17 protein-coding genes are annotated in these 17,984 nt (G+C 71.4%); 15 read left to right on the top strand and 2 right to left on the bottom strand.

Annotated elements, in window-relative coordinates; genetic code table 11:
* From murC to ACLF3M_RS22090, 14 genes are all read left to right on the top strand, one after another.
* Nucleotides 1-1,443, top strand: a complete 1,443-nt coding sequence (gene murC, locus ACLF3M_RS22155; RefSeq protein WP_430659158.1) for a UDP-N-acetylmuramate--L-alanine ligase — start codon at nt 1-3, stop codon at nt 1,441-1,443.
* An 8-nt stretch (nt 1,444-1,451) separates the two neighbouring features.
* Nucleotides 1,452-2,408 (top strand): UDP-N-acetylmuramate dehydrogenase, encoded by a 957-nt coding sequence (gene murB, locus ACLF3M_RS22150; RefSeq protein WP_430659157.1) that lies wholly within the window; start codon nt 1,452-1,454, stop codon nt 2,406-2,408.
* On the top strand, nt 2,405-3,328 hold the full coding sequence (locus tag ACLF3M_RS22145) for a D-alanine--D-alanine ligase (RefSeq protein WP_430659156.1): 924 nt from the start codon (nt 2,405-2,407) through the stop codon (nt 3,326-3,328). Before murB ends, ACLF3M_RS22145 begins: the two co-directional genes overlap by 4 nt.
* Nucleotides 3,318-4,217 (top strand): cell division protein FtsQ/DivIB, encoded by a 900-nt coding sequence (locus tag ACLF3M_RS22140; protein WP_430659155.1) that lies wholly within the window; start codon nt 3,318-3,320, stop codon nt 4,215-4,217. The genes ACLF3M_RS22145 and ACLF3M_RS22140 overlap by 11 nt, the downstream gene beginning before the upstream one ends.
* Nucleotides 4,214-5,503, top strand: coding sequence for a cell division protein FtsA (ftsA, locus tag ACLF3M_RS22135; protein ID WP_430659154.1), 1,290 nt, complete (start codon nt 4,214-4,216; stop codon nt 5,501-5,503). Before ACLF3M_RS22140 ends, ftsA begins: the two co-directional genes overlap by 4 nt.
* A gap of 63 nt (nt 5,504-5,566) precedes the next feature.
* Nucleotides 5,567-7,078: a cell division protein FtsZ gene (gene ftsZ / locus ACLF3M_RS22130; protein WP_430659153.1), complete on the top strand. Its 1,512-nt coding sequence runs from the start codon at nt 5,567-5,569 to the stop codon at nt 7,076-7,078.
* 207 nt (nt 7,079-7,285) lie between these two features.
* A complete protein-coding gene (gene lpxC, locus ACLF3M_RS22125) occupies nt 7,286-8,233 on the top strand; it encodes a UDP-3-O-acyl-N-acetylglucosamine deacetylase (protein ID WP_430659152.1) in 948 nt (315 codons plus the stop codon).
* Nucleotides 8,234-8,341: 108 nt separating this feature from the next.
* Nucleotides 8,342-9,196, top strand: a complete 855-nt coding sequence (locus ACLF3M_RS22120) for an outer membrane protein assembly factor BamD (RefSeq protein ID WP_430659151.1) — start codon at nt 8,342-8,344, stop codon at nt 9,194-9,196.
* A gap of 23 nt (nt 9,197-9,219) precedes the next feature.
* Nucleotides 9,220-10,899 (top strand): DNA repair protein RecN, encoded by a 1,680-nt coding sequence (gene recN / locus ACLF3M_RS22115; protein WP_430659150.1) that lies wholly within the window; start codon nt 9,220-9,222, stop codon nt 10,897-10,899.
* Between the two features lie 11 nt (nt 10,900-10,910).
* Nucleotides 10,911-11,387, top strand: a complete 477-nt coding sequence (locus ACLF3M_RS22110; RefSeq protein WP_430659149.1) for an N-acetyltransferase family protein — start codon at nt 10,911-10,913, stop codon at nt 11,385-11,387.
* Between the two features lie 75 nt (nt 11,388-11,462).
* On the top strand, nt 11,463-11,780 hold the full coding sequence (locus ACLF3M_RS22105; RefSeq protein WP_430659148.1) for a DUF6968 family protein: 318 nt from the start codon (nt 11,463-11,465) through the stop codon (nt 11,778-11,780).
* Nucleotides 11,781-11,789: 9 nt separating this feature from the next.
* Entirely contained in the window at nt 11,790-13,937 is a 2,148-nt protein-coding gene (gene ligA / locus ACLF3M_RS22100; protein ID WP_430659147.1) for an NAD-dependent DNA ligase LigA, read from the top strand.
* A 228-nt stretch (nt 13,938-14,165) separates the two neighbouring features.
* On the top strand, nt 14,166-14,789 hold the full coding sequence (locus ACLF3M_RS22095; RefSeq protein WP_430659146.1) for a LysE family translocator: 624 nt from the start codon (nt 14,166-14,168) through the stop codon (nt 14,787-14,789).
* A gap of 44 nt (nt 14,790-14,833) precedes the next feature.
* Nucleotides 14,834-15,166, top strand: a complete 333-nt coding sequence (locus tag ACLF3M_RS22090; protein WP_430659145.1) for a hypothetical protein — start codon at nt 14,834-14,836, stop codon at nt 15,164-15,166.
* Here ACLF3M_RS22090 and ACLF3M_RS22085 read toward each other — a convergent pair.
* Nucleotides 15,157-15,945, bottom strand: coding sequence for an N-acyl homoserine lactonase family protein (locus ACLF3M_RS22085; RefSeq protein ID WP_430659144.1), 789 nt, complete (start codon nt 15,943-15,945; stop codon nt 15,157-15,159). The two genes, ACLF3M_RS22090 and ACLF3M_RS22085, sit on opposite strands and share 10 nt — an antisense overlap.
* Before the next feature lie 4 nt (nt 15,946-15,949).
* Complete coding sequence (locus ACLF3M_RS22080; protein WP_430659143.1) at nt 15,950-16,858, bottom strand: NAD(P)-dependent oxidoreductase; 909 nt, start codon at nt 16,856-16,858, stop codon at nt 15,950-15,952.
* A 102-nt stretch (nt 16,859-16,960) separates the two neighbouring features.
* On the opposite strand from ACLF3M_RS22080, the gene ACLF3M_RS22075 reads away from it, so the two are divergent.
* The gene (locus ACLF3M_RS22075; RefSeq protein ID WP_430659142.1) at nt 16,961-17,845 is read left to right on the top strand and encodes an alpha/beta fold hydrolase; all 885 of its coding nucleotides are present in this window, start codon (nt 16,961-16,963) and stop codon (nt 17,843-17,845) included.
* Nucleotides 17,846-17,984 lie beyond the last annotated feature (139 nt).

Here is a 17,984-nt window from a genome sequence, read left to right as displayed (position 1 = left end):
ATGCGCGCGCTGCCGCTTTCCATCGGCCCCATCCACTTCGTCGGCATCGGCGGTATCGGCATGTCCGGCATCGCCGAGGTGCTGCACAACCTCGGCTACCAGGTTCAGGGCAGCGACATCGCGGAGGGCTACAACGTCGCCCGCCTGCGCGATGCCGGCATCCCGGTCAGCGTCGGCCACGACGCCGCGAACCTCGGCGGCGCGCAGGTCGTGGTCGTGTCCACCGCCGTGAAGAAGGACAACCCCGAGGTGCAGGCTGCGCGCGCGCGGCTGATCCCGGTAGTGCGGCGGGCCGAGATGCTGGCCGAGCTGATGCGCCTCAAGTGGTCCGTCGCGATCGGCGGCACGCATGGCAAGACGACGACGACGAGCCTGGTCGCGGCTGTGCTGGAGGCCGCGAAGCTCGATCCCACCGTGATCAATGGCGGCATCATCAACGCCTACGGCACCAACACCCGCCTCGGCGCCGGCGACTGGATGGTGGTGGAGGCCGACGAATCCGACGGGTCCTTCCTGAAGCTGCCGGCGGTCGTCGCAGTCGTCACCAACATGGACCCCGAGCATCTCGACCACTGGGGCACGGGCGAGGCGATGCGCGAGGGCTATGCGCAGTTCGTCGGCAACATCCCGTTCTACGGCTTCGCCGTGCTCTGCGCGGACCATCACGAGGTGCAGGCGATGATCCCGCGCCTGTCGGACCGGCGCATCATCACCTATGGCTTCTCGCCGCAGGCGGATGTCCGGGCCGACCGCGTCATCACCGACCGCATGGGCGCGACCTTCGAAGTCGTGGTGCGCGACCGCCAGACCGGGCGCACGCGCAACCTCAAGCCGATGCGCCTGCCGATGCTGGGTCACCACAACGTCCAGAACGCGCTCGCCGCTATCGCCATCGCCCATGAGATGGACGTGGACGAGGCGACGATCCGCACGGCGTTGGCCGGCTTCAAGGGCGTGAAGCGCCGCTTCACCCGCACCGGCGAAGCGGGCGGCATCACGGTGATCGACGATTACGGCCACCACCCCGTGGAGATCGCGGCGGTGCTGAAGGCCGCGCGCCAGGCCGGTGCGCGCGACGTGATCGCGGTGGTGCAGCCGCACCGCTACAGCCGGCTGGCCTCGCTGTTCGAGGATTTCTGCACCTGCATGAACGATGCGGGCACGGTGATCGTGGCTGACGTCTACGCGGCCGGGGAGCAACCGATTCCGGGCGTGGACCGTGACGCCCTCGTCGAAGGGCTGCGCGCGCGCGGGCATCGTTCCGTCGTGCCGCTGCCGGGGCCCGACAGCCTGGCCGAGATGATCAACGCCATCGCGCGGCCGAACGACTACGTGGTCTGCCTCGGCGCCGGCAACATCACGAGCTGGGCGCATGCGCTGCCGGAGCAGCTGACCGCGCTGCAGTCGCGCACCCGCCCGCGCATCGTGGGCGGCAGCAAGTGAAGCCCGGCATGGAACAGCACGCCGCGCTTCCCCCGCTGCGCGGCCGCATCCAGCCGGCGGCGCCGCTCGCGCCGGTCACCTGGTTCCGCGTCGGCGGCCCGGCGGAATGGCTGGTGCGGCCGGCCGATGTCGACGACCTGCTGCTGCTGCTGCGCGACCTGCCGGAGAGCGTCCCGCTGACCGTGATCGGCGCGGCGTCGAACCTCATCGTGCGCGACGGCGGCGTGGCTGGCGTGGTGCTGCGGCTCGCGGGCAAGGCGTTCGGCGCGATCGAGCGCGACGGGGATGGCATCGTCGCCGGCGCGGCGGCGCTGGACGCGACGGTCGCCGAACACGCCGCGGCCGCAGGGCTCGGCGGCCTCGAATTCCTCTGCGGTATCCCGGGAACGATCGGCGGCGCGGTCGCGATGAATGCCGGCGCCTACGGGACCGAGGTGAAAGACGTGCTGGACTGGGCCGAGGTGGCAACGCCGCAGGGTCTGCTGCGCCTGACCGCTGACGAGTTCCACTTCGCTTACCGCAAGGCCGCGCTGCCGACGCGCGGCGTCGTGGTGCGCGCGCGCTTTCGCGGCGTGCCGGGCGACGCGGAAGCGATCGCGGCGCGCATGGCGGCGATCCGCAAGGCGCGCGAGGGCACGCAGCCCGTGCGTGCGCGCACCGGCGGCTCCACCTTCAAGAACCCGGCTGGGCACAAGGCCTGGCAGCTGGTGGACCAGGCGGGCTGCCGCGGGATGGTGCGCGGCGGCGCGCAGGTCAGCGAGCTGCACACGAACTTCCTGCTCAACACCGGTGGCGCGACGGCGGCCGACATCGAGGGCCTCGGCGAGGAGGTGCGCGCGCGGGTCAAGGCGGCATCCGGCGTGGATCTTGACTGGGAGATCAGGCGCATCGGGAGGAGTTTGTCTGGCTCGCCGATTCAGCCCTCCGCGCCTGACGGCGCTCCGGCCATCGGAGAGCAGGCATGACCAAGGTCGCGGTCCTGTACGGCGGCAAGTCGGCGGAGAGGGAGGTCTCGCTCTCCTCCGGCCGCGAATGCATCGCCGCGCTGCGCAAGGCCGGCTTCGACGTCGCCCCGATCGAGGTCACCGAGGACCTCTCGGCCGTCATCCAGGCGCTGACCTCGAACCGTCCCGAGGTCGTCTTCAACGCCCTGCATGGCCGGTTCGGCGAGGATGGCTGCATCCAGGGCGTGCTGGACTGGCTCGGCATCCCCTACACGCATTCAGGCGTGCGGGCGTCGTCCCTCGCGATGGACAAGGTCGCGGCCAAGGCCGTCTTCCGCGCCGCAGGGCTGCCCGTCGTCGAGCACCGCCTCGTCACCCGCGACGAGCTCGAAGCGGCCGACCCGCTGCCGCTCCCCTACGTCGTGAAGCCCGTGAACGAGGGCTCCTCGGTCGGCGTGCACATCATGCTCAAGGGCAGCAACCGCCGCGCCGAGATCGCGCGCGACTGGCAGTACGGCGACCACGCCATGGCCGAGGAATACGTGCCGGGCCGGGAACTCACGGTCGGCGTCATGGGCGACCGCGCGCTCGCGGTGACCGACATCATCGCCGATGCCGGCACCTTCTACGACTACGAATCCAAGTATGCCGCCGGCGGCTCGCGCCACGTGGTTCCCGCGGTGATGCCGAAGGACGACTACGACCGCGCGCTCGACATCGCGCTGCGCGCGCACCAGGCGCTGGGCTGCCGCGGCGCCTCGCGCGCCGATCTCCGCTTTGACGAAGGCGCCGAGGGCAACCGCCGCATCGTGCTGCTGGAAGTGAACACCCAGCCCGGGCTGACACCGACCTCGCTGCTGCCCGAGCAGGCCGCGCATGTCGGCATCCCCTTCCCCGAGCTCTGCGCCTGGATGGTGCGGGAGGCTCGCCATGGCGCGTAGCCTGGCCGCCGGAGGGCGCGCCAATGCGCTGAGCTCCGGCCGCGGCGGCGCCCGCCGCGAGCAGGACCGGCCGAGCCGGCTCCGCCTCTGGCTGCGCCGGCGCCGCGGGCTCGCGAAGCCTGCAGCGCTCGGTCTGCTGACGCTCGGCGCAGTCGGCGCACTCGGCTTCACGCTATACCTCGCGGATCCCGCGGGCCGCGTGCAGGCCGTGGTGGAAACCATCGCCGATCTCGGCGAGACCGCCGGCTTCGAGGTCCGCGACATCCGCATCGAAGGCCGCAGCAACACGCCGGAGGAGCTGGTCAGGGCCGCGCTCGGCATCCGGCCCGGCGACCCCATCATCTCTTTCTCGCCGACCGAGGCCCGGGCGCGGCTGCAGACCATCGCCTGGGTCGAGAGCGCGCATGTCGAGCGCCGCCTGCCCGGCACGATCCTCGTCCGCCTGACGGAACGCGCGCCCTTCGCGATCTGGCAGAATGCGGGGCGCTTCAGCATTATCGACCGCGAGGGCAAGGTCGTGACCAGCGAGACGCTGGACGCCTTCGGCCCGCTGCCGCTCGTCGTCGGCGCCGGCGCCAACACCGAGGCCTTCGCGCTCTACGAATTACTGCGCGCGCATGTCGAGGTCGCGCGCCGAACCCAGGCGCTGGTGCGCGTCGGCGAACGCCGCTGGAACCTGCGGCTGCACAACGGCGTCGACGTGCTGCTTCCGGAAGGCCAGGAAGCGCCCGCTCTCAATCGCCTGGCGGAGATGCACCAGCGCCACGCGCTGCTCGATCGCCCGCTGATCGCCATCGACATGCGCCTGCCCGACCGGATGGTGCTGCGCCAGCAGCCCACGCCGGAACCCTCGCCGCAGCAGCGACGCCCGGGAGCGAATCGCGGATGAACGCCCTCACCCGCCTTCCCGTCCCGGTCGAGGGCGCGCCGGAACGCCGCCGCCGCGGCGCGCGCAGCGGCACCTTCGGCGTGCTCGACCTCGGCACCACGAAGACGGTCTGCCTCATCGCGCGCATCGAGGGCGACGGCAGCCCGCGCGTGCTCGGCTTCGGCTGGCAGCGCGGCCGCGGCGTGAAGGGCGGCTCGATCATCGACCTCGAGGAGGCCGAGCGAGCCGTCCGCGCCGCCGTCGGCCAGGCCGAGGAGATGGCGGACACCAAGCTCTCCGGCCTGATCGTCAACCTGTCCTGCGGCCAGCCGGAATCGCGGCTGCTGCATGTGCAGTGGCCGATCGGCGGCCGCGCCGTCACCGACGCCGACCTCCGCGCAATCCTGACGGAGGGCCGCCGGCGAGGCCACGAGGACGGGCGCGAGACCGTGCATGGCGCGCCCGTCTCCTTCACGGTGGACGCGACGCCCGGCGTCGAGGATCCCCGCGGGATGATCTGCGACACGCTCGGCGCGCGCGTGCATCTGGTCGATGCCTCGCAGGCCGCGCTGCGCAACCTCGGCACCTGCCTCGCCCATGGCGACCTCGAGGTCGAGGAACTCGTCTCGGCCCCCTTCGCCGCGGGCCTGGCGACGCTGGTCGATGACGAGAAGCGCATCGGCGCGACCGTCATCGATATGGGCGGCGGCACGACCTCCATCGCCGTCTTCGCCGAGGGCCAGTTGATCCACACGAGCCAGGTCCCGGTCGGCGGCTGGCAGGTCACCAACGACCTGGCCCGCGTGCTCTCGACGCCGATCAGCCATGCCGAGCGGCTGAAGACGCTGCATGGCGGCGCGCTGGTCTCCACCGACGACGAGCGCGAGATGCTGCCCATCCCGCTCGTCGGCGAGGACGAGGACCACATCGCCCGCATCCCGCGCGCCATGATCGTCAACATCATCCGACCGCGGCTCGAGGAGACCTTCGAGTTCGTGCGCGACCGGCTGGAGCAGGCCGGCGTCGCGAAGGAGGCGGGCACCCGCGTCGTGCTGACCGGCGGCGCGTCGCAGCTCATCGGCGCGCGGGAGCTCGCGGCCCGTGTGCTGGACCGCCAGGTGCGGCCCGGGCGCCCGCGCAGCGTGCGCGGCCTGCCGGAAACCGCGAACGGCGCGCCCTTCGCGGTGGCGATCGGCATGCTCGCCTGGGCGGCCGGCGAAGGCCGCCCGATCGTGGACGTCGCGCCCGGGCCCGAACGCGCCCGCGGCCCGATCCGCCGCCTCATCGATTGGCTGGTGCGCTCGTGACGCCCACCCGCCCCGATACCAACCCCAACGCCGCGCAAGGCTGAGTTCCAGGAGAGGCCCGACATGACGCTGAACCTTACGATTCCGGCCCACCAGCACACGGACTTCACGCCGCGAATCACGGTGGTGGGCGTGGGCGGCGGTGGCACCAACGCCGTCAACAACATGGTCTCGATGGGCCTCGACGGCGTCGAGTTCCTCGTCGCCAACACCGACGCGCAGTCGCTGGTGCATTCCAAGGCGGAGCGCCGCGTGCAGCTCGGGCCGCACCTGACGCAGGGCCTCGGCGCTGGCGCCAAGCCGGAGATCGGCCGCGCTGCGGCCGAGGAGGCGACCGAGGAGCTCGCGCGGCACCTCGAGGGCAGCCACATGGTCTTCGTCACGGCCGGCATGGGCGGCGGGACCGGCACCGGCGCCGCACCCGTGATCGCGCGCATGGCGCGGGAGCGCGGGATCCTGACCGTCGGTGTCGTCACCAAGCCCTTCGACTTCGAAGGCCCGAAGCGCCGCAAATCAGCGGAATCGGGGCTTGAGGACCTGCAGCAGTTCGTCGACACGCTGATCGTGATCCCGAACCAGAACCTCTTCAGGCTGGCGAACGACAAGACCACCTTCGCGGAAGCCTTCCGGATGGCCGACAACGTCCTCTACATGGGCGTGCGCGGCGTCACGGACCTCATGGTCAACCCGGGCCTGGTGAACCTCGACTTCGCTGACATCCGCACCGTGATGGCGGAGATGGGCAAGGCGATGATGGGCACCGGCGAGGCCGAGGGCGAGGATCGCGCCGTCAAGGCCGCCGAGGCCGCCATCAACAACCCGCTGCTCGAGGACACCTCGATGCGCGGCGCGCGCGGCGTGCTGATCAACATCACCGGCGGCTACGACATGACGCTGTTCGAGGTGGACGAGGCCGCGAACCGCATCCGCAAGGAAGTGGACGAGGACGCCAACATCATCTTCGGCTCCTCGATTGACGAGAGCATGAACGGGCGGCTGCGCGTCTCCGTCGTCGCGACCGGGATCGACGCCGCGGTGCAGCGGGAGGCCGAACGGCCGAAGCTGGTCGCGGTCGGCGGCGGCGCGGCGATGCCCGTCCCGGCCGTGGCGAGCCAGACCGTCGCGCAGGCCCAACCCGTGCGCGCGGCGTCGGGTTTCGCGCCGCGCGTCGCCGCCGCCCCGGTCGTCGCGGCACCGTCGGCACCGTCTGCGATGCGGCCCGCCCAGGCCTATGTCGCGCCCGTCGCCGCCGCGGCGATGGAGGCGGAGTCGGTCCAGGCGGCCGATCCCGTGACGCTGGCCGCGGCGGAGCCCGTGCTGCGCGCCCCGGCCGCTTCGGCGGCGCCGCGCCCTGCCATGCCGGGCGGAGGCGGGCTGAACAACCTGTTCCGCCGCGCCACCGGGCTGATGCGCCGCGACCTGCCGGAGGCCGCCCCGCCCCCGGCGCAGCCCCAGCCCCAATCCGCGGTGCGGGTGGAGCCGGCGGCCGCGCCGGCGCGCCCCGCGCCGCGGGTCGCCCCGCAGGAGGAGATGGGCCTCGACATCCCGACCTTCCTCCGCCGCCAGAGCAACTGACGGCAATTGAGGCAGAAAAGGGGCCGCGCTGCATCGCAATAAGTGAGTGAAATCAGCATCTTACAGCGTAATATGGCGTAATTTTCCTTGAATGGCGCCCCGGCACCTGAAATGGCATCAGGTACCGGGGCGCTCCGTTTTTGGGGGCTCCGCGTTGGCCCTCCCGGGGGGTTCGGGACCAGGCGGCGCAGCGATCGCGGAGCCACGATGGACGGTTTCATGCCTCTCGGACGGACCAGCAGGCGGACGCTGAAGACGGCGATCCCTTGCGTGGGCGTCGGGCTGCATGGCGGCCGGCGCGTCACGCTGACGCTGCGCCCGGCCGCTGGCGGCACGGGCATCGTCTTCCGCCGCACCGACCTCGGCATCGACATCCCCGCGCGCTTCGACCGCGTGGTGGACACCCGTCTCTGCACCGCCCTGGTGGCCGAGGATGCGCCCCAGGCGCGCATCGGCACGGTGGAGCATGTGATGGCGGCGCTGGCCGGCACCGGCGTCACCGATGCGATCGTCGAGCTGGACGGGCCGGAAGTCCCGATTCTCGACGGTTCCGCCGCGCCCTTCGTCTTCCTTATCGACTGCGCCGGCACCGTTGCGCTGTCCACACCCGCGCCCACGCTGGACGTGCTGCGCCGCGTCCGCGTCGAGGACGGCGCCGCCTTCGCCGAGCTCCACCCCGCGCGGGAGCCGGGCTTCGAAGCGTCGCTCTCCATCGAGTTCCCGGCCGAGGCGATCGGCCACCAGCAGATCTCGCTGCGCGTCACGCCCGCCGCCTTCCGCGGCCAGCTCGCCGATGCCCGCACCTTCACCCTGGCCGAGGAGATCGCGCGCCTGCGCGCCGCCGGCCTGGCGCAGGGCGGCAGCCTGGCGAACGCCGTCGTTGTGGACGGGCCGCTGGTGCTGAACCCCGGCGGGCTGCGCCGGCCCGACGAATTCGTCCGCCACAAGCTGCTGGACGCCGTCGGCGACCTTGCGCTGGCTGGCGCCGCGATCTCCGCGCGCTTCGTGGGCCATCGCTCGGGCCACGCTCTGAACAACAAGCTGCTGCGCGCGCTGTTCGCCGACCGCGGCGCCTGGCGCCTGGTGGAAGGCGACCTGCCGGCCGATGGCGTGACCACCCGCCTGCCCGCCGCCGCCGCCCCGGTAATGGCCTGACCCGTCGGGCCGCCCGCGGACGGCGACGGCCGGGAGCGTGAACCGAGCGGGCATGCGCCGCCTCCCCGCCTTGCCGGACCTCCGGCCCGCCGTGGTATAGGGCTGTCCATGCGCATGCTTACCCTGGTCCGTCGCCTGGCCCTTCTCCTGCCGCTGCTGCTGCCGGTGGCGGGCTGCTCGATGTGGGATGGCCGCGATGCCAGCCTGCGGCCCAGCAACATGCCCGCCGACAACTCGCCCGAGGGCCTTTTCGCCGCGGGTATGGAGGCGCTGGACCGCGAGCAGTATCTCCGCGCCGGCCAGCTCTTCGACACGGTGGAGCGCGACCACCCCTATTCCGCCTTCGCGACCAATGCCCGGCTGATGTCCGCCTATTCCGAGTACATGCGCAACCGCTACACGGAGGCGCTGGGCGCGCTGGACCGCTTCATCCAGCTCCATCCCGCGCATCGCGACATCGCCTATGCCTACTACCTTCGCGCGCTCTGCATGTACGAGCAGATCAACGATCCCTCGCGCGACCAGCGCAGCACCGAACAGGCCATGGTCGCGCTGCAGGACGTGGTGAACCGCTTCCCTGGCACGCCCTATGCCCGCGATGCGCGCCTGAAGATGGACCTCGCCCGCGACCACCTGGCAGGGCGCGAGATGGTGGTCGGCCGCTTCTACCAGCAGCAGCGCCTCTACGGCGCCGCGATCGGCCGCTTCCGCCGCGTGATCGAGGAATACCAGACGACGAACCACGTGCCGGAGGCGCTGCACCGCCTGACCGAGGTGTATCTCACCCTCGGCCTGACGGACGAGGCGCGGCGGACGGCCTCCGTGCTCGGTCACAACTATCCCGGCAGCCCCTGGTACCAGGACAGCTACGCCCTGCTGGTGGACGGCGCGACACCGGCCGAGCAGGACCGCCCGGGCTGGTTCAGCCGTACGATGAGCACGCTCAGCTTCGGGCTGTTCTGAGGCGCGGCGGGCAGCCGCACCGCATGCTGACATCCCTCGCCATCCGCGATGTCGTCCTGATCGAGAAGCTCGACCTCGCCTTCGGTCAGGGCCTGACGGTGCTGACCGGCGAGACCGGCGCCGGCAAGTCCATCCTGCTCGACAGCCTTGGCCTCGCTCTCGGTATGCGGGCGGACAGCGGGCTGGTCCGCGCGGGCCAGCCCCAGGCCAGCGTCACCGCCGCCTTCGGCGTGGAGGATCGCCACCCCGCCCGCGCGATCCTGACCGAGCAGGGGATCGAGGCCGAGGACGAGCTCGTGCTGCGCCGCGTCGTGACCGCCGACGGCCGCTCCCGCGCCTTCGTCAACGACCAGCCCGTGGGGCTCGCGCTGTTGCGCCGCCTCGGCGCGCTGCTGGTGGAGGTGCAGGGACAGCACGAACAGGTCGGCCTGGCCGACCCCGCCGCGCATGCCGGGCTGCTGGATGCCGCCGGGGGGCTCGAGAGGCTGCGCGGCACGGTCGCGGAGACCCACCGCGCCTGGCGCGAGGCGGAACGCGCGCTCGCCACCGCGAAGGAGGAGATCGCCGCCGCCCAGCGCGACGAGGAATTCCTCCGCCACGCCGTGGCCGAGCTCGACGCGCTCGCCCCGGCGGAGGGCGAGGAGGATGAGCTCGCCGCCGAGCGGCAGAAGCTGCAGCAGGGCGAGCGGCGCAGCGAAGCAATTGCCGAGGCGCTGGCCGCCCTGGCTCCGCGCGACCGGCGCTCCGCCAACCCCGCCCATGCGCTGCGGAGCGCGGTGCGCGCCCTGGAACGCCTGCCCGCCCCGAACACGGAAGCCGAGCCCGCGCTGGATGCGCTCGGCCGCGCGCTGGACGCATTGGCGGAAGCCGAGACTGCGATGGAGCGGCTGGCGCATGACAGCGGCCCCGATCCGCGCCGGCTCGAACAGGTGGAGGAGCGGCTCTTCGCGCTCCGCGCCGCGGCGCGCAAGCACCTGGTCGCGGTGGTGGAGCTGCCGGGGCTGCTGGCGACGCTGAAGGAACGCCTCGCCGCGCTGGATGCAGGGACGGACCGCGTGACGGCAGCCGAGCGGGCGGCGACCTCGACCCGCGCGGCCTATCTGGATGCCGCGGGGCGGCTGACTGAAGGGCGGCGCGATGCCGCGCAAAAGCTCGAGAAGGCGATCGCGAAGGAATTGCCGCCGCTGAAGCTCGATCGCGCGCGGCTGGTGGTGGACGTCGCGCGGAAGCCCGAGGCCGCCTGGGGGCCGGAGGGCGTTGACCGCGTGACCTTCCTGGTCTCGACCAACCCCGGCCAGGCGCCGGGCGCACTGGACAAGGTCGCTTCGGGCGGCGAGCTGTCGCGGTTGATGCTGGCGCTGAAGGTGGTGCTGGCGCGGGGATCGCCGGTGCCGACGCTGGTCTTCGACGAGGTTGACAGCGGCATCGGCGGCGCCACGGCGGCGGCGGTGGGCGACCGGCTGTCGCGCGTGGCCGAACGGCTGCAGGTGCTGGTCGTGACGCATTCGCCGCAGGTCGCGGCGCGCGGCGCGCGGCACCTGTCGGTCGCCAAGCAGGTGAAGGGCAGCCGCGCGGAGACGCGCGTGACGCCGCTGGACGAGGCCGCGCGCCGCGAGGAGATCGCGCGCATGCTGGCCGGGGAGCGCGTGACGGATGCCGCGCGCGCCGCCGCGGACAGCCTGCTGACGGGAAGCCTGCTTTGATCCGGCGGGCCGTGGCAGCCGACGCCGACGCCTTGGCTACGCTGTTCCGGGCGCTCAACGACGAGCCCTGGCTCAGTCCGCAGCTCATCACGCCCGAAGGCATCACGCGCGACCTCATCGAGGATCCGCGCGCCATCGTGCTCGTCGCGGAGCACGCGGGCGCGCCGGCGGGGCTCGCCACCGCGCATCCCGCCTATGACAGCGGGCAGAGCCGCTGGGGGCTGTTCCTCAACGACCTCTTCGTCGCGCCGGACGCGCGTCGGCGCGGCATCGGCCGCGCGCTGGTCGCGGCGGTGGCGGCGGAGGCGGAGCGGACGGGCTGCACCTTCGTCTGGTGGAACGCCGACGAGCAGGACACGCTCGCGCTGCGTTTTCACCGCTCGCTCCACGTCGAGGAGCTGCGGGTCAGCGACTTCCTGCTGCATGGCAAGGCTTTCGACACGCTGGTACGAGAAAGCCTTCAGCAAAGAGCGCGCCCGTCAGACTGACAGCATGCATCGCGCCGGAGGCAGCCTTTGCCGCCATTGGTGACTTGGTAGCCAGACCGACTGGAGAAGCCCGCCATGATTATCATCGCGACGCGCACGATCTCGACCGAACTCGGTCCAATGAGCGTGGAGATGGATGCTCCCGCGCAACTCGGTGCTGATTTTGCCTGCGTCTACCGGATCCGCGGTCCCCGCACCTCCAAGCGTGGCCGTGCCATGGGTGCCGACCGCTTCCAGGCACTGCAATTGGCCATGGAACGCATCGGCGCTGACTTGCGGGCGAGCCCCGAATTCGAAGCTGGCGCTCTGGAATGCCTGGGAATGTCTGAACCCGGCTTTCCCCTGCCCGAGAGCATAGCGCATCTCGGTTGGGCCAAGCCGAACGGACACTAGCCGTCACCCATGACCGTATCGCAAGATGGCGCGCTGCGCGCCCGCAAGCCCGAGGCGCTGACGGAGGAGGAGGCGCAGCAGGAACTCGCCGCGCTCGCCGCCGAGATCGCGCATCACGACGCGCTGTATCACACGCAGGACGCGCCGGAGATCAGCGACGCCGACTACGACGCGCTGGTCCGCCGCAACCGCGCGATCGAGGCGCGCTTCCCCGAGCTGATCCGCGACGACAGCCCGAGCCGCCGCGTCGGCGCCGAGGCCGCGGAGGGCTTCGCCAAGCTGCGGCACGGCGTGCCGATGCTCTCGCTGGACAACGCCTTCGGCGACGACGACTTCCGCGCCTTCACCGCCTCGATCCGCCGCTTCCTGCGGCTTGGCGCCGAAGAGCGGCTGGAATTCGTGGGCGAGCCGAAGATCGACGGGCTCTCGGTCAACCTGACCTATGAGGATGGGCAGTTCGTGCGCGGCGCCACGCGCGGCGACGGGACGACGGGCGAGGACATCACAGCGAACCTGCTGACCCTGAAGGACCTGCCGAAGAAGCTGAAGGGCAAGGCACCGGCGCGGATCGAGATCCGCGGCGAGGTCTTCTGCGAGAAGGCGGATTTCCTTGCCTTCCGCGCGTCCCAGGTGCGGGCCGCGGAGGAACGCGAGCAGCGCCGCGCGCGCGGCGAGAAGGTCGGACCCGCCATCACCATCCCCGTCAACCCCCGCAACTTCGCCGCGGGCTCGCTGCGCCAGCTGGATCCCGCGATCACGGCGCAGCGGCCGCTGAAGCTCTTCGCCTATGCGATGGGCGAGGCGAGCGAGGCAGTGGCGGAGACGCATGCCGACTGGCTCGACCGCCTGCGCCAATGGGGTTTTCGCGTGAACCCGCTGTCCCAGCTTCTCGCGGATGAGGACGCGGCCGTCGCGTTCCAGCGGCGAATGACGGAACAGCGCGCGGCGCTGAGCTACGACATCGACGGCGTGGTTTACAAGCTGAACCGGCTGGATTGGCAGCGGCGCCTCGGCTTCGTCGGCCGCGCGCCGCGCTGGGCCATCGCCTGGAAGTTCCCGGCGGAACAGGCGACGACCACGCTGCTCGACATCGAGATCCAGGTCGGCCGCACCGGCGCGCTGACCCCTCGCGCGGTGATGGAGCCCGTCGGCGTCGGCGGCGTGATGGTCACTCACGCGTCGCTCCACAACGAGGACGAGATCGCACGCAAGGACGTACGCATCGGCGACACCGTCATCCTGCAGCGGGCTGGCGACGTGATCCCGCAGATCCTCGGCATCGTGCCGGAGAAGCGGCCCGCTGATTCGGAGCCCTTCGCGTTTCCGCAGGTCTGCCCGGCCTGCGGCAGCCACGCGATCCGGCCGGAGGGCGAGGTCGTGCGCCGCTGCACCGGCGGCCTCACCTGCCCCGCACAGACGGTCGAACGGCTGATCCACTTCACCCGCCGCAACGCCATGGACATCGAGGGGCTCGGCGTCGAGAACATCCAGAAGCTCTTCGACGAGGGCCTGGTGAAGAGCCCCGCCGACATCTTCCGCCTGCACACCCGCGCCGATGTCATGCGCGGCTGGGAAGGCTGGGGCGAGCGCAAGATCGCGAACCTGCTGAACGCGATCGAGGCACGACGCCGCGTGCCGCTGGAGCGCTTCATCTTCGCCCTCGGCATCCGCCGCATCGGCGAGAGCAACGCGAAGCTGCTGGCGCGGCACTACCATTCCTTCGCGGAGTGGCGCGCGAAGATGCTGGCGGCGCGGATCGTCGGATCGGAAGCGCGGGAGGAGCTGGGCTCCATCCAGGGCATCGGCCCGGCGATCGCGACCGAGCTCGCGGAGTTCTTCGCCGAGCCGCACAACCTGGAAGCGCTCGACGCGCTGGCGGCGGAGGTGTCGCCGGAGGAGGTCGAGATCGTCGCGGCGGAGGGCAATCCCTTCGCGGGCAAGACGATGGTCTTCACCGGGACGCTGGAAGCGATGTCGCGCGACGAGGCGGAGGCGCAGGCGGAACGCCTCGGGGCGAAGGTCACGAAATCCGTGTCCAAGAAGACGGACTTCGTGGTGGTCGGCGCGGACGCCGGAAGCAAGGCGACCAAGGCGGCAGAGCTTGGGGTGAAGACGCTGACGGAAGCGGAGTGGCGGGAGATGGCGGGGCTGCATTGACCCCCTCCCCCGCGAGGGCACCTCCCTCCCCCGCTCGCGACGGAGGGCTGGGGTGGGGGTACTTCGTGCAGCGCACCCTTATCCTCGCACCCCCACCCTGACCCTCCCCCGCAAGCGGGGGAGGGAAACCGCTTTCCGGCGGCGGGAGGCACCACCATCACCTCTGTTGATCGCGCCCATCACCCCTATTCGTTTCCGTCCGATGCGCGCCGGATGCAGCATCGCGCCATGCCGCTCGACCCGCACCTCTTCCTCGCCTTCCTCGTCGCGGCCTGGGTGCTGATCCTCACGCCCGGCCCCGACATGCTGTTCGTCATCGGCCAGACGCTGTCGGGTGGCGCAGGACGCGGCTGGGCGGCGCTGCTCGGCATCGGCACGGGCGCGCTGGTGCATGTGGCGCTCGCGGTCTCAGGCATCGCGGCGCTGCTTGCGGCCTCGCCCGCGCTGTTCGACGCGTTGCGCATCGCCGGCGCGCTCTACCTGCTCTGGCTCGCCTTTGGGGCGCTGCGTTCGGCCTGGCGCGGCGGTCACGCGCTGCGGCCGGCGGCACCCGCGCGCATGGCTTTCCGCGACGGGCTGGTGACCAACCTGACGAACCCCAAGGTCGTGCTGTTCTTCCTGGCCTTCCTGCCGCAATTCGTGGATCCCGGCCGCGCGCCGGCCTGGCTGCAGATGGCGCTGCTGGGGCCGCTCGTGCCGCTGATGGGCGTGCCCTTCTACGGGCTGCTGATCGCCGGCGCCGATCGCGCCGCTGCGCGGCTCTCGGCCTTCTCGCGCTGGCTGGACGGGCTGGCGGGGCTGCTCTTCCTCGGCCTCGGACTGCGGCTGCTGGTGAGCGGGCGCCCGGCCTGACCTGGCTTGCGTAACGTGGCTGGCTCGCCCTATGCGGGCGGGCCATGTCCGCCGCCCTGATCGCCGCGCTGCTCTGCTCGGTCGCTGCCTATCTCCACACCCAGTCCAACCGGCCGGAGATGCGGCCGGCGAACCCGTATTCCGACCTGGCCTGGCGCGGCCTCGCCTTCGCTGCGCTGATCGCCTGGGGCGCGCTGATCGTGCGTGGCTATGTGAAGGGCCACTGGGCCGACGCGACAGCAGCGCTGCTCGGCAGCTTCGCCATCAACTGGTATTTCGGCCATTACCGCGGGCCGAGGCCGACCTGGCCGGGGTTGTCCATGCTGTTCGCGGTCGTGGGCCTCGGGATGGCGGTCTATTCCTTCGCCTACGAATGAGGCGGCAGGTCCAGCCGGACCACCTCCGCGGCCGGATCCATCGCCGGAAATCGCGTCCGCACGATCGGGTCATGGCCGGGGATGACGAGCGAATCGTCCCCGCCCGCCAGCAGACGCGCGCGGCGCCAGCCCTGGATCATCGCGCCGAGGTCGAAGACGATCGGGAAGGGGTTCGCCCTGGCGATATTGGCGTAGTAATGCGCGGCATCCACGGCGAGCACCAGCGGCCCGCGCGCGGTCTGCACGCGCACCATCTGGATCCCGTCGGAATGGCCGCCGACGTGATGGACGGTCACGCCCGGCGCGATCTCGCCCTCTCCGTCGTGGAAGACGACGCGGTCGGCATAGACGGCGCGGACCAGCGTCACGACGTCCTCGACCTCGAAGGGCGCACGAAGGCAGGACGCGCACATGTGCCGGCCTGTGGCGAAGGCGACCTCGCGGTCCTGGATGTGGAAGGTGGCGTTCGGGAAAACGCCGAGATTGCCGGCGTGGTCGTAGTGCAAATGGCTGACGATCACGTCGCGGATTGAAGCCGGGTCGGTGCCGACGGCGCGCAGGCAGTCCGCGACGGGGCGCAGGATGCGGCGGCCGCGGCGCGTGGCGGTTTCCTCGTCGAAGCCGGTGTCCACCAGGATCTCGCGCTCGTCCGGGCCGCGCAGCAGCCAGACGAAGTAGTCCATCGGCATGGCGTCATGCGCGTCCTCGACGGGCATGAAGAAGTTCGCCTGCGCGTTGCGTTCGTGATGCGCGTAGCGCAGCGCCAGCACCTGCCACATCGTGTCAGCCCTTTCGCGACACCTGGGGCGAGGAGAGCTCCGCGCCCGACAACGCCTCGGACAGCTTCGCCGCGGCCGTGTGGTCCTGCCCCGGCCCGAGAAGCGCCGCTGCCGCGGCCCAGAGCTCGCGCGTCTGCGCCGAAAGCGGCGCGGGCGTCGCGGTCTCGCGGCCGACCTGCAGCGCGATGGAGAGGTCCTTCACCATCAGGTCGAGCCCGAAGCCGGAGTCGAAGCCGCGCGAGAGCACGAACTGCTTCAGCTTCTTCTGCGTGGAGTTGTTCATCCCCGTGGACGCGTTCAGCACGTCCACCATCACGGCGGGATCGAGCCCGAAGCGGCTGCCGATCAGCAGCGCCTCGACGCTGACGAGAAAGCCGGCCGCGCTGACCAGATTGTTCAGCGCCTTCATCGCGTGCCCCGCGCCGATGTCGCCGCAGCGCATGATGCTTGTGCCCATCGCGTTCAGCAGAGGCGCGGCGCGCTCCAGCACGGCGGGATCGCCGCCGGTCATGATGGCGAGCTGGCCCGTCTCGGCCCGCGCGACGCCGCCCGAGACCGGCGCATCCACCATGGCGATTCCGGCCTGCGCGAGCGACGCCGCGATGGCGCGCGTGGCGGATGGCTCGCCGGACGACATCTCGATCACCACGGCGTCGGGCGGCAGCACCGGCGCGATGGCGGCGGCGACGGCCTCGACCTCTCGGCTGGTGGGCAGGATGGTGACGGCGAAGGCCGCGTCCTTCGCGGCGGCGGCGGCATCGGCCGCGGCCACGCCGCCATGCCTCGCCGCGAAATCGGCGGCGCGGCCGGGAACGGCATCGTGCACGGCGACGTCGAAGCCCGCCTCCACCAGGCGGCGCGCCATCGGCCAGCCCATTCGCCCGATGCCGATGAAGGCGACACGCCCGGCCATGCGTCACTCCCTGCACGCTCCCGTGTGGAAAGGCTGCGCCCGGCCTGCTGGATGGGTCAACCGGCCTGGCCTGGACTAGGCTGCACCGCGACGGAGGGCACCATGTTCGAAGGCTTCACGACGGAAACCCGCGACGGCGCCGATGGCGTGCGGTTGCGCGTGCGCATCGGTGGGGACGGGCCGCCGCTGCTCCTGCTGCATGGCAATCCGCAGACGCATGTGATGTGGCACAAGGTGGCGCCGGTGCTGGCGAAGCGCTTCCGCGTGGTCTGCGCGGATCTCCGGGGCTACGGATTCTCGACGAAGCCGCCGGTCTCCGACGACCATGCCGCCTATTCAAAGCGCGCGATGGCGGCGGACATGGTCACGCTGATGAAAGGCCTCGGCCACGATCGCTTCCAGCTGGTCTCGCACGACCGCGGCGCGCGCGTCGCGCACCGCCTGGCGCTGGATGCGCCGGAGGCGGTGGAGCGGCTCTGCACCATGGACATCGTGCCGACGCTGCATCACTTCGAGACGACCGACATGGCCTTCGCCATGGGCTACTATCACTGGTTCTTCCTGGCCCAGCCGCACCCCGGGCCCGAGCGCATGATCTCGCGCGACATCGAGGACTGGTTCGACACCCAGACCTCGCGCGAGCCGAAGGACCCCGGCTTCTTCCACCCGGACGCCCGCGCCGACTACCTTGCCGCGCTGCACCAACCCGGCACGATCGACGCGATCTGCGAGGACTATCGCGCCGCCGCGACCATCGACCTCGACCACGATCGCGCCAGCCGCGAGGCCGGCCGGCGCATCGCCTGCCCGCTGCTGGCACTGTGGGGCGCAAAGGGCAAGGTCGGCGTCTGGTACCAGCCGCTCGAGGTATGGCGCCACTACGCCGACGGACCGGTCTCGGGCGGCGCGGTGAATTCGGGCCATTACCTGCCGGAGGAAGCGCCGGAGGAGGTGCTGGCCGCGCTGGACGGCTTCCTGCGGGCATGACGGAGTGCGCATGAACCCTCTCCACCCGCAGGGGGGGAGAGGGAAGGGTGAGGAGGGCGCGGAATTGGCAAGCGGCCGCCTTATCCAACGCGTCCCCCTCACCCAACCCTCTGCCCCATAAGAAGGGGGGAGAGGGCCT

This window comes from Falsiroseomonas sp. HW251 (assembly GCF_050563545.1).
In the GTDB taxonomy this organism is placed as follows: Bacteria; Pseudomonadota; Alphaproteobacteria; order Acetobacterales; family Acetobacteraceae; genus Falsiroseomonas.
The sequence above is the reverse complement of the archived record's forward strand: the minus strand, read 5'-3'. Positions and strand labels throughout refer to the sequence as shown.

Excerpts from the sequence above, each read along its gene's own strand:
- murC (WP_430659158.1), top strand. The coding sequence starts at position 1 with ATGCGCGCGCTGCCGCTTTCCATCGGCCCCATCCACTTCGTCGGCATC.
- murB (WP_430659157.1), top strand. The coding sequence starts at position 1,452 with ATGGAACAGCACGCCGCGCTTCCCCCGCTGCGCGGCCGCATCCAGCCG.
- ACLF3M_RS22145 (WP_430659156.1), top strand. The coding sequence starts at position 2,405 with ATGACCAAGGTCGCGGTCCTGTACGGCGGCAAGTCGGCGGAGAGGGAG.
- ACLF3M_RS22140 (WP_430659155.1), top strand. The coding sequence starts at position 3,318 with ATGGCGCGTAGCCTGGCCGCCGGAGGGCGCGCCAATGCGCTGAGCTCC.
- ftsA (WP_430659154.1), top strand. The coding sequence starts at position 4,214 with ATGAACGCCCTCACCCGCCTTCCCGTCCCGGTCGAGGGCGCGCCGGAA.
- ftsZ (WP_430659153.1), top strand. The coding sequence starts at position 5,567 with ATGACGCTGAACCTTACGATTCCGGCCCACCAGCACACGGACTTCACG.
- lpxC (WP_430659152.1), top strand. The coding sequence starts at position 7,286 with ATGGACGGTTTCATGCCTCTCGGACGGACCAGCAGGCGGACGCTGAAG.
- ACLF3M_RS22120 (WP_430659151.1), top strand. The coding sequence starts at position 8,342 with ATGCGCATGCTTACCCTGGTCCGTCGCCTGGCCCTTCTCCTGCCGCTG.
- recN (WP_430659150.1), top strand. The coding sequence starts at position 9,220 with ATGCTGACATCCCTCGCCATCCGCGATGTCGTCCTGATCGAGAAGCTC.
- ACLF3M_RS22105 (WP_430659148.1), top strand. The coding sequence starts at position 11,463 with ATGATTATCATCGCGACGCGCACGATCTCGACCGAACTCGGTCCAATG.
- ligA (WP_430659147.1), top strand. The coding sequence starts at position 11,790 with ATGACCGTATCGCAAGATGGCGCGCTGCGCGCCCGCAAGCCCGAGGCG.
- ACLF3M_RS22095 (WP_430659146.1), top strand. The coding sequence starts at position 14,166 with ATGCCGCTCGACCCGCACCTCTTCCTCGCCTTCCTCGTCGCGGCCTGG.
- ACLF3M_RS22090 (WP_430659145.1), top strand. The coding sequence starts at position 14,834 with ATGTCCGCCGCCCTGATCGCCGCGCTGCTCTGCTCGGTCGCTGCCTAT.
- ACLF3M_RS22085 (WP_430659144.1), bottom strand. The coding sequence starts at position 15,945 with ATGTGGCAGGTGCTGGCGCTGCGCTACGCGCATCACGAACGCAACGCG.
- ACLF3M_RS22080 (WP_430659143.1), bottom strand. The coding sequence starts at position 16,858 with ATGGCCGGGCGTGTCGCCTTCATCGGCATCGGGCGAATGGGCTGGCCG.
- ACLF3M_RS22075 (WP_430659142.1), top strand. The coding sequence starts at position 16,961 with ATGTTCGAAGGCTTCACGACGGAAACCCGCGACGGCGCCGATGGCGTG.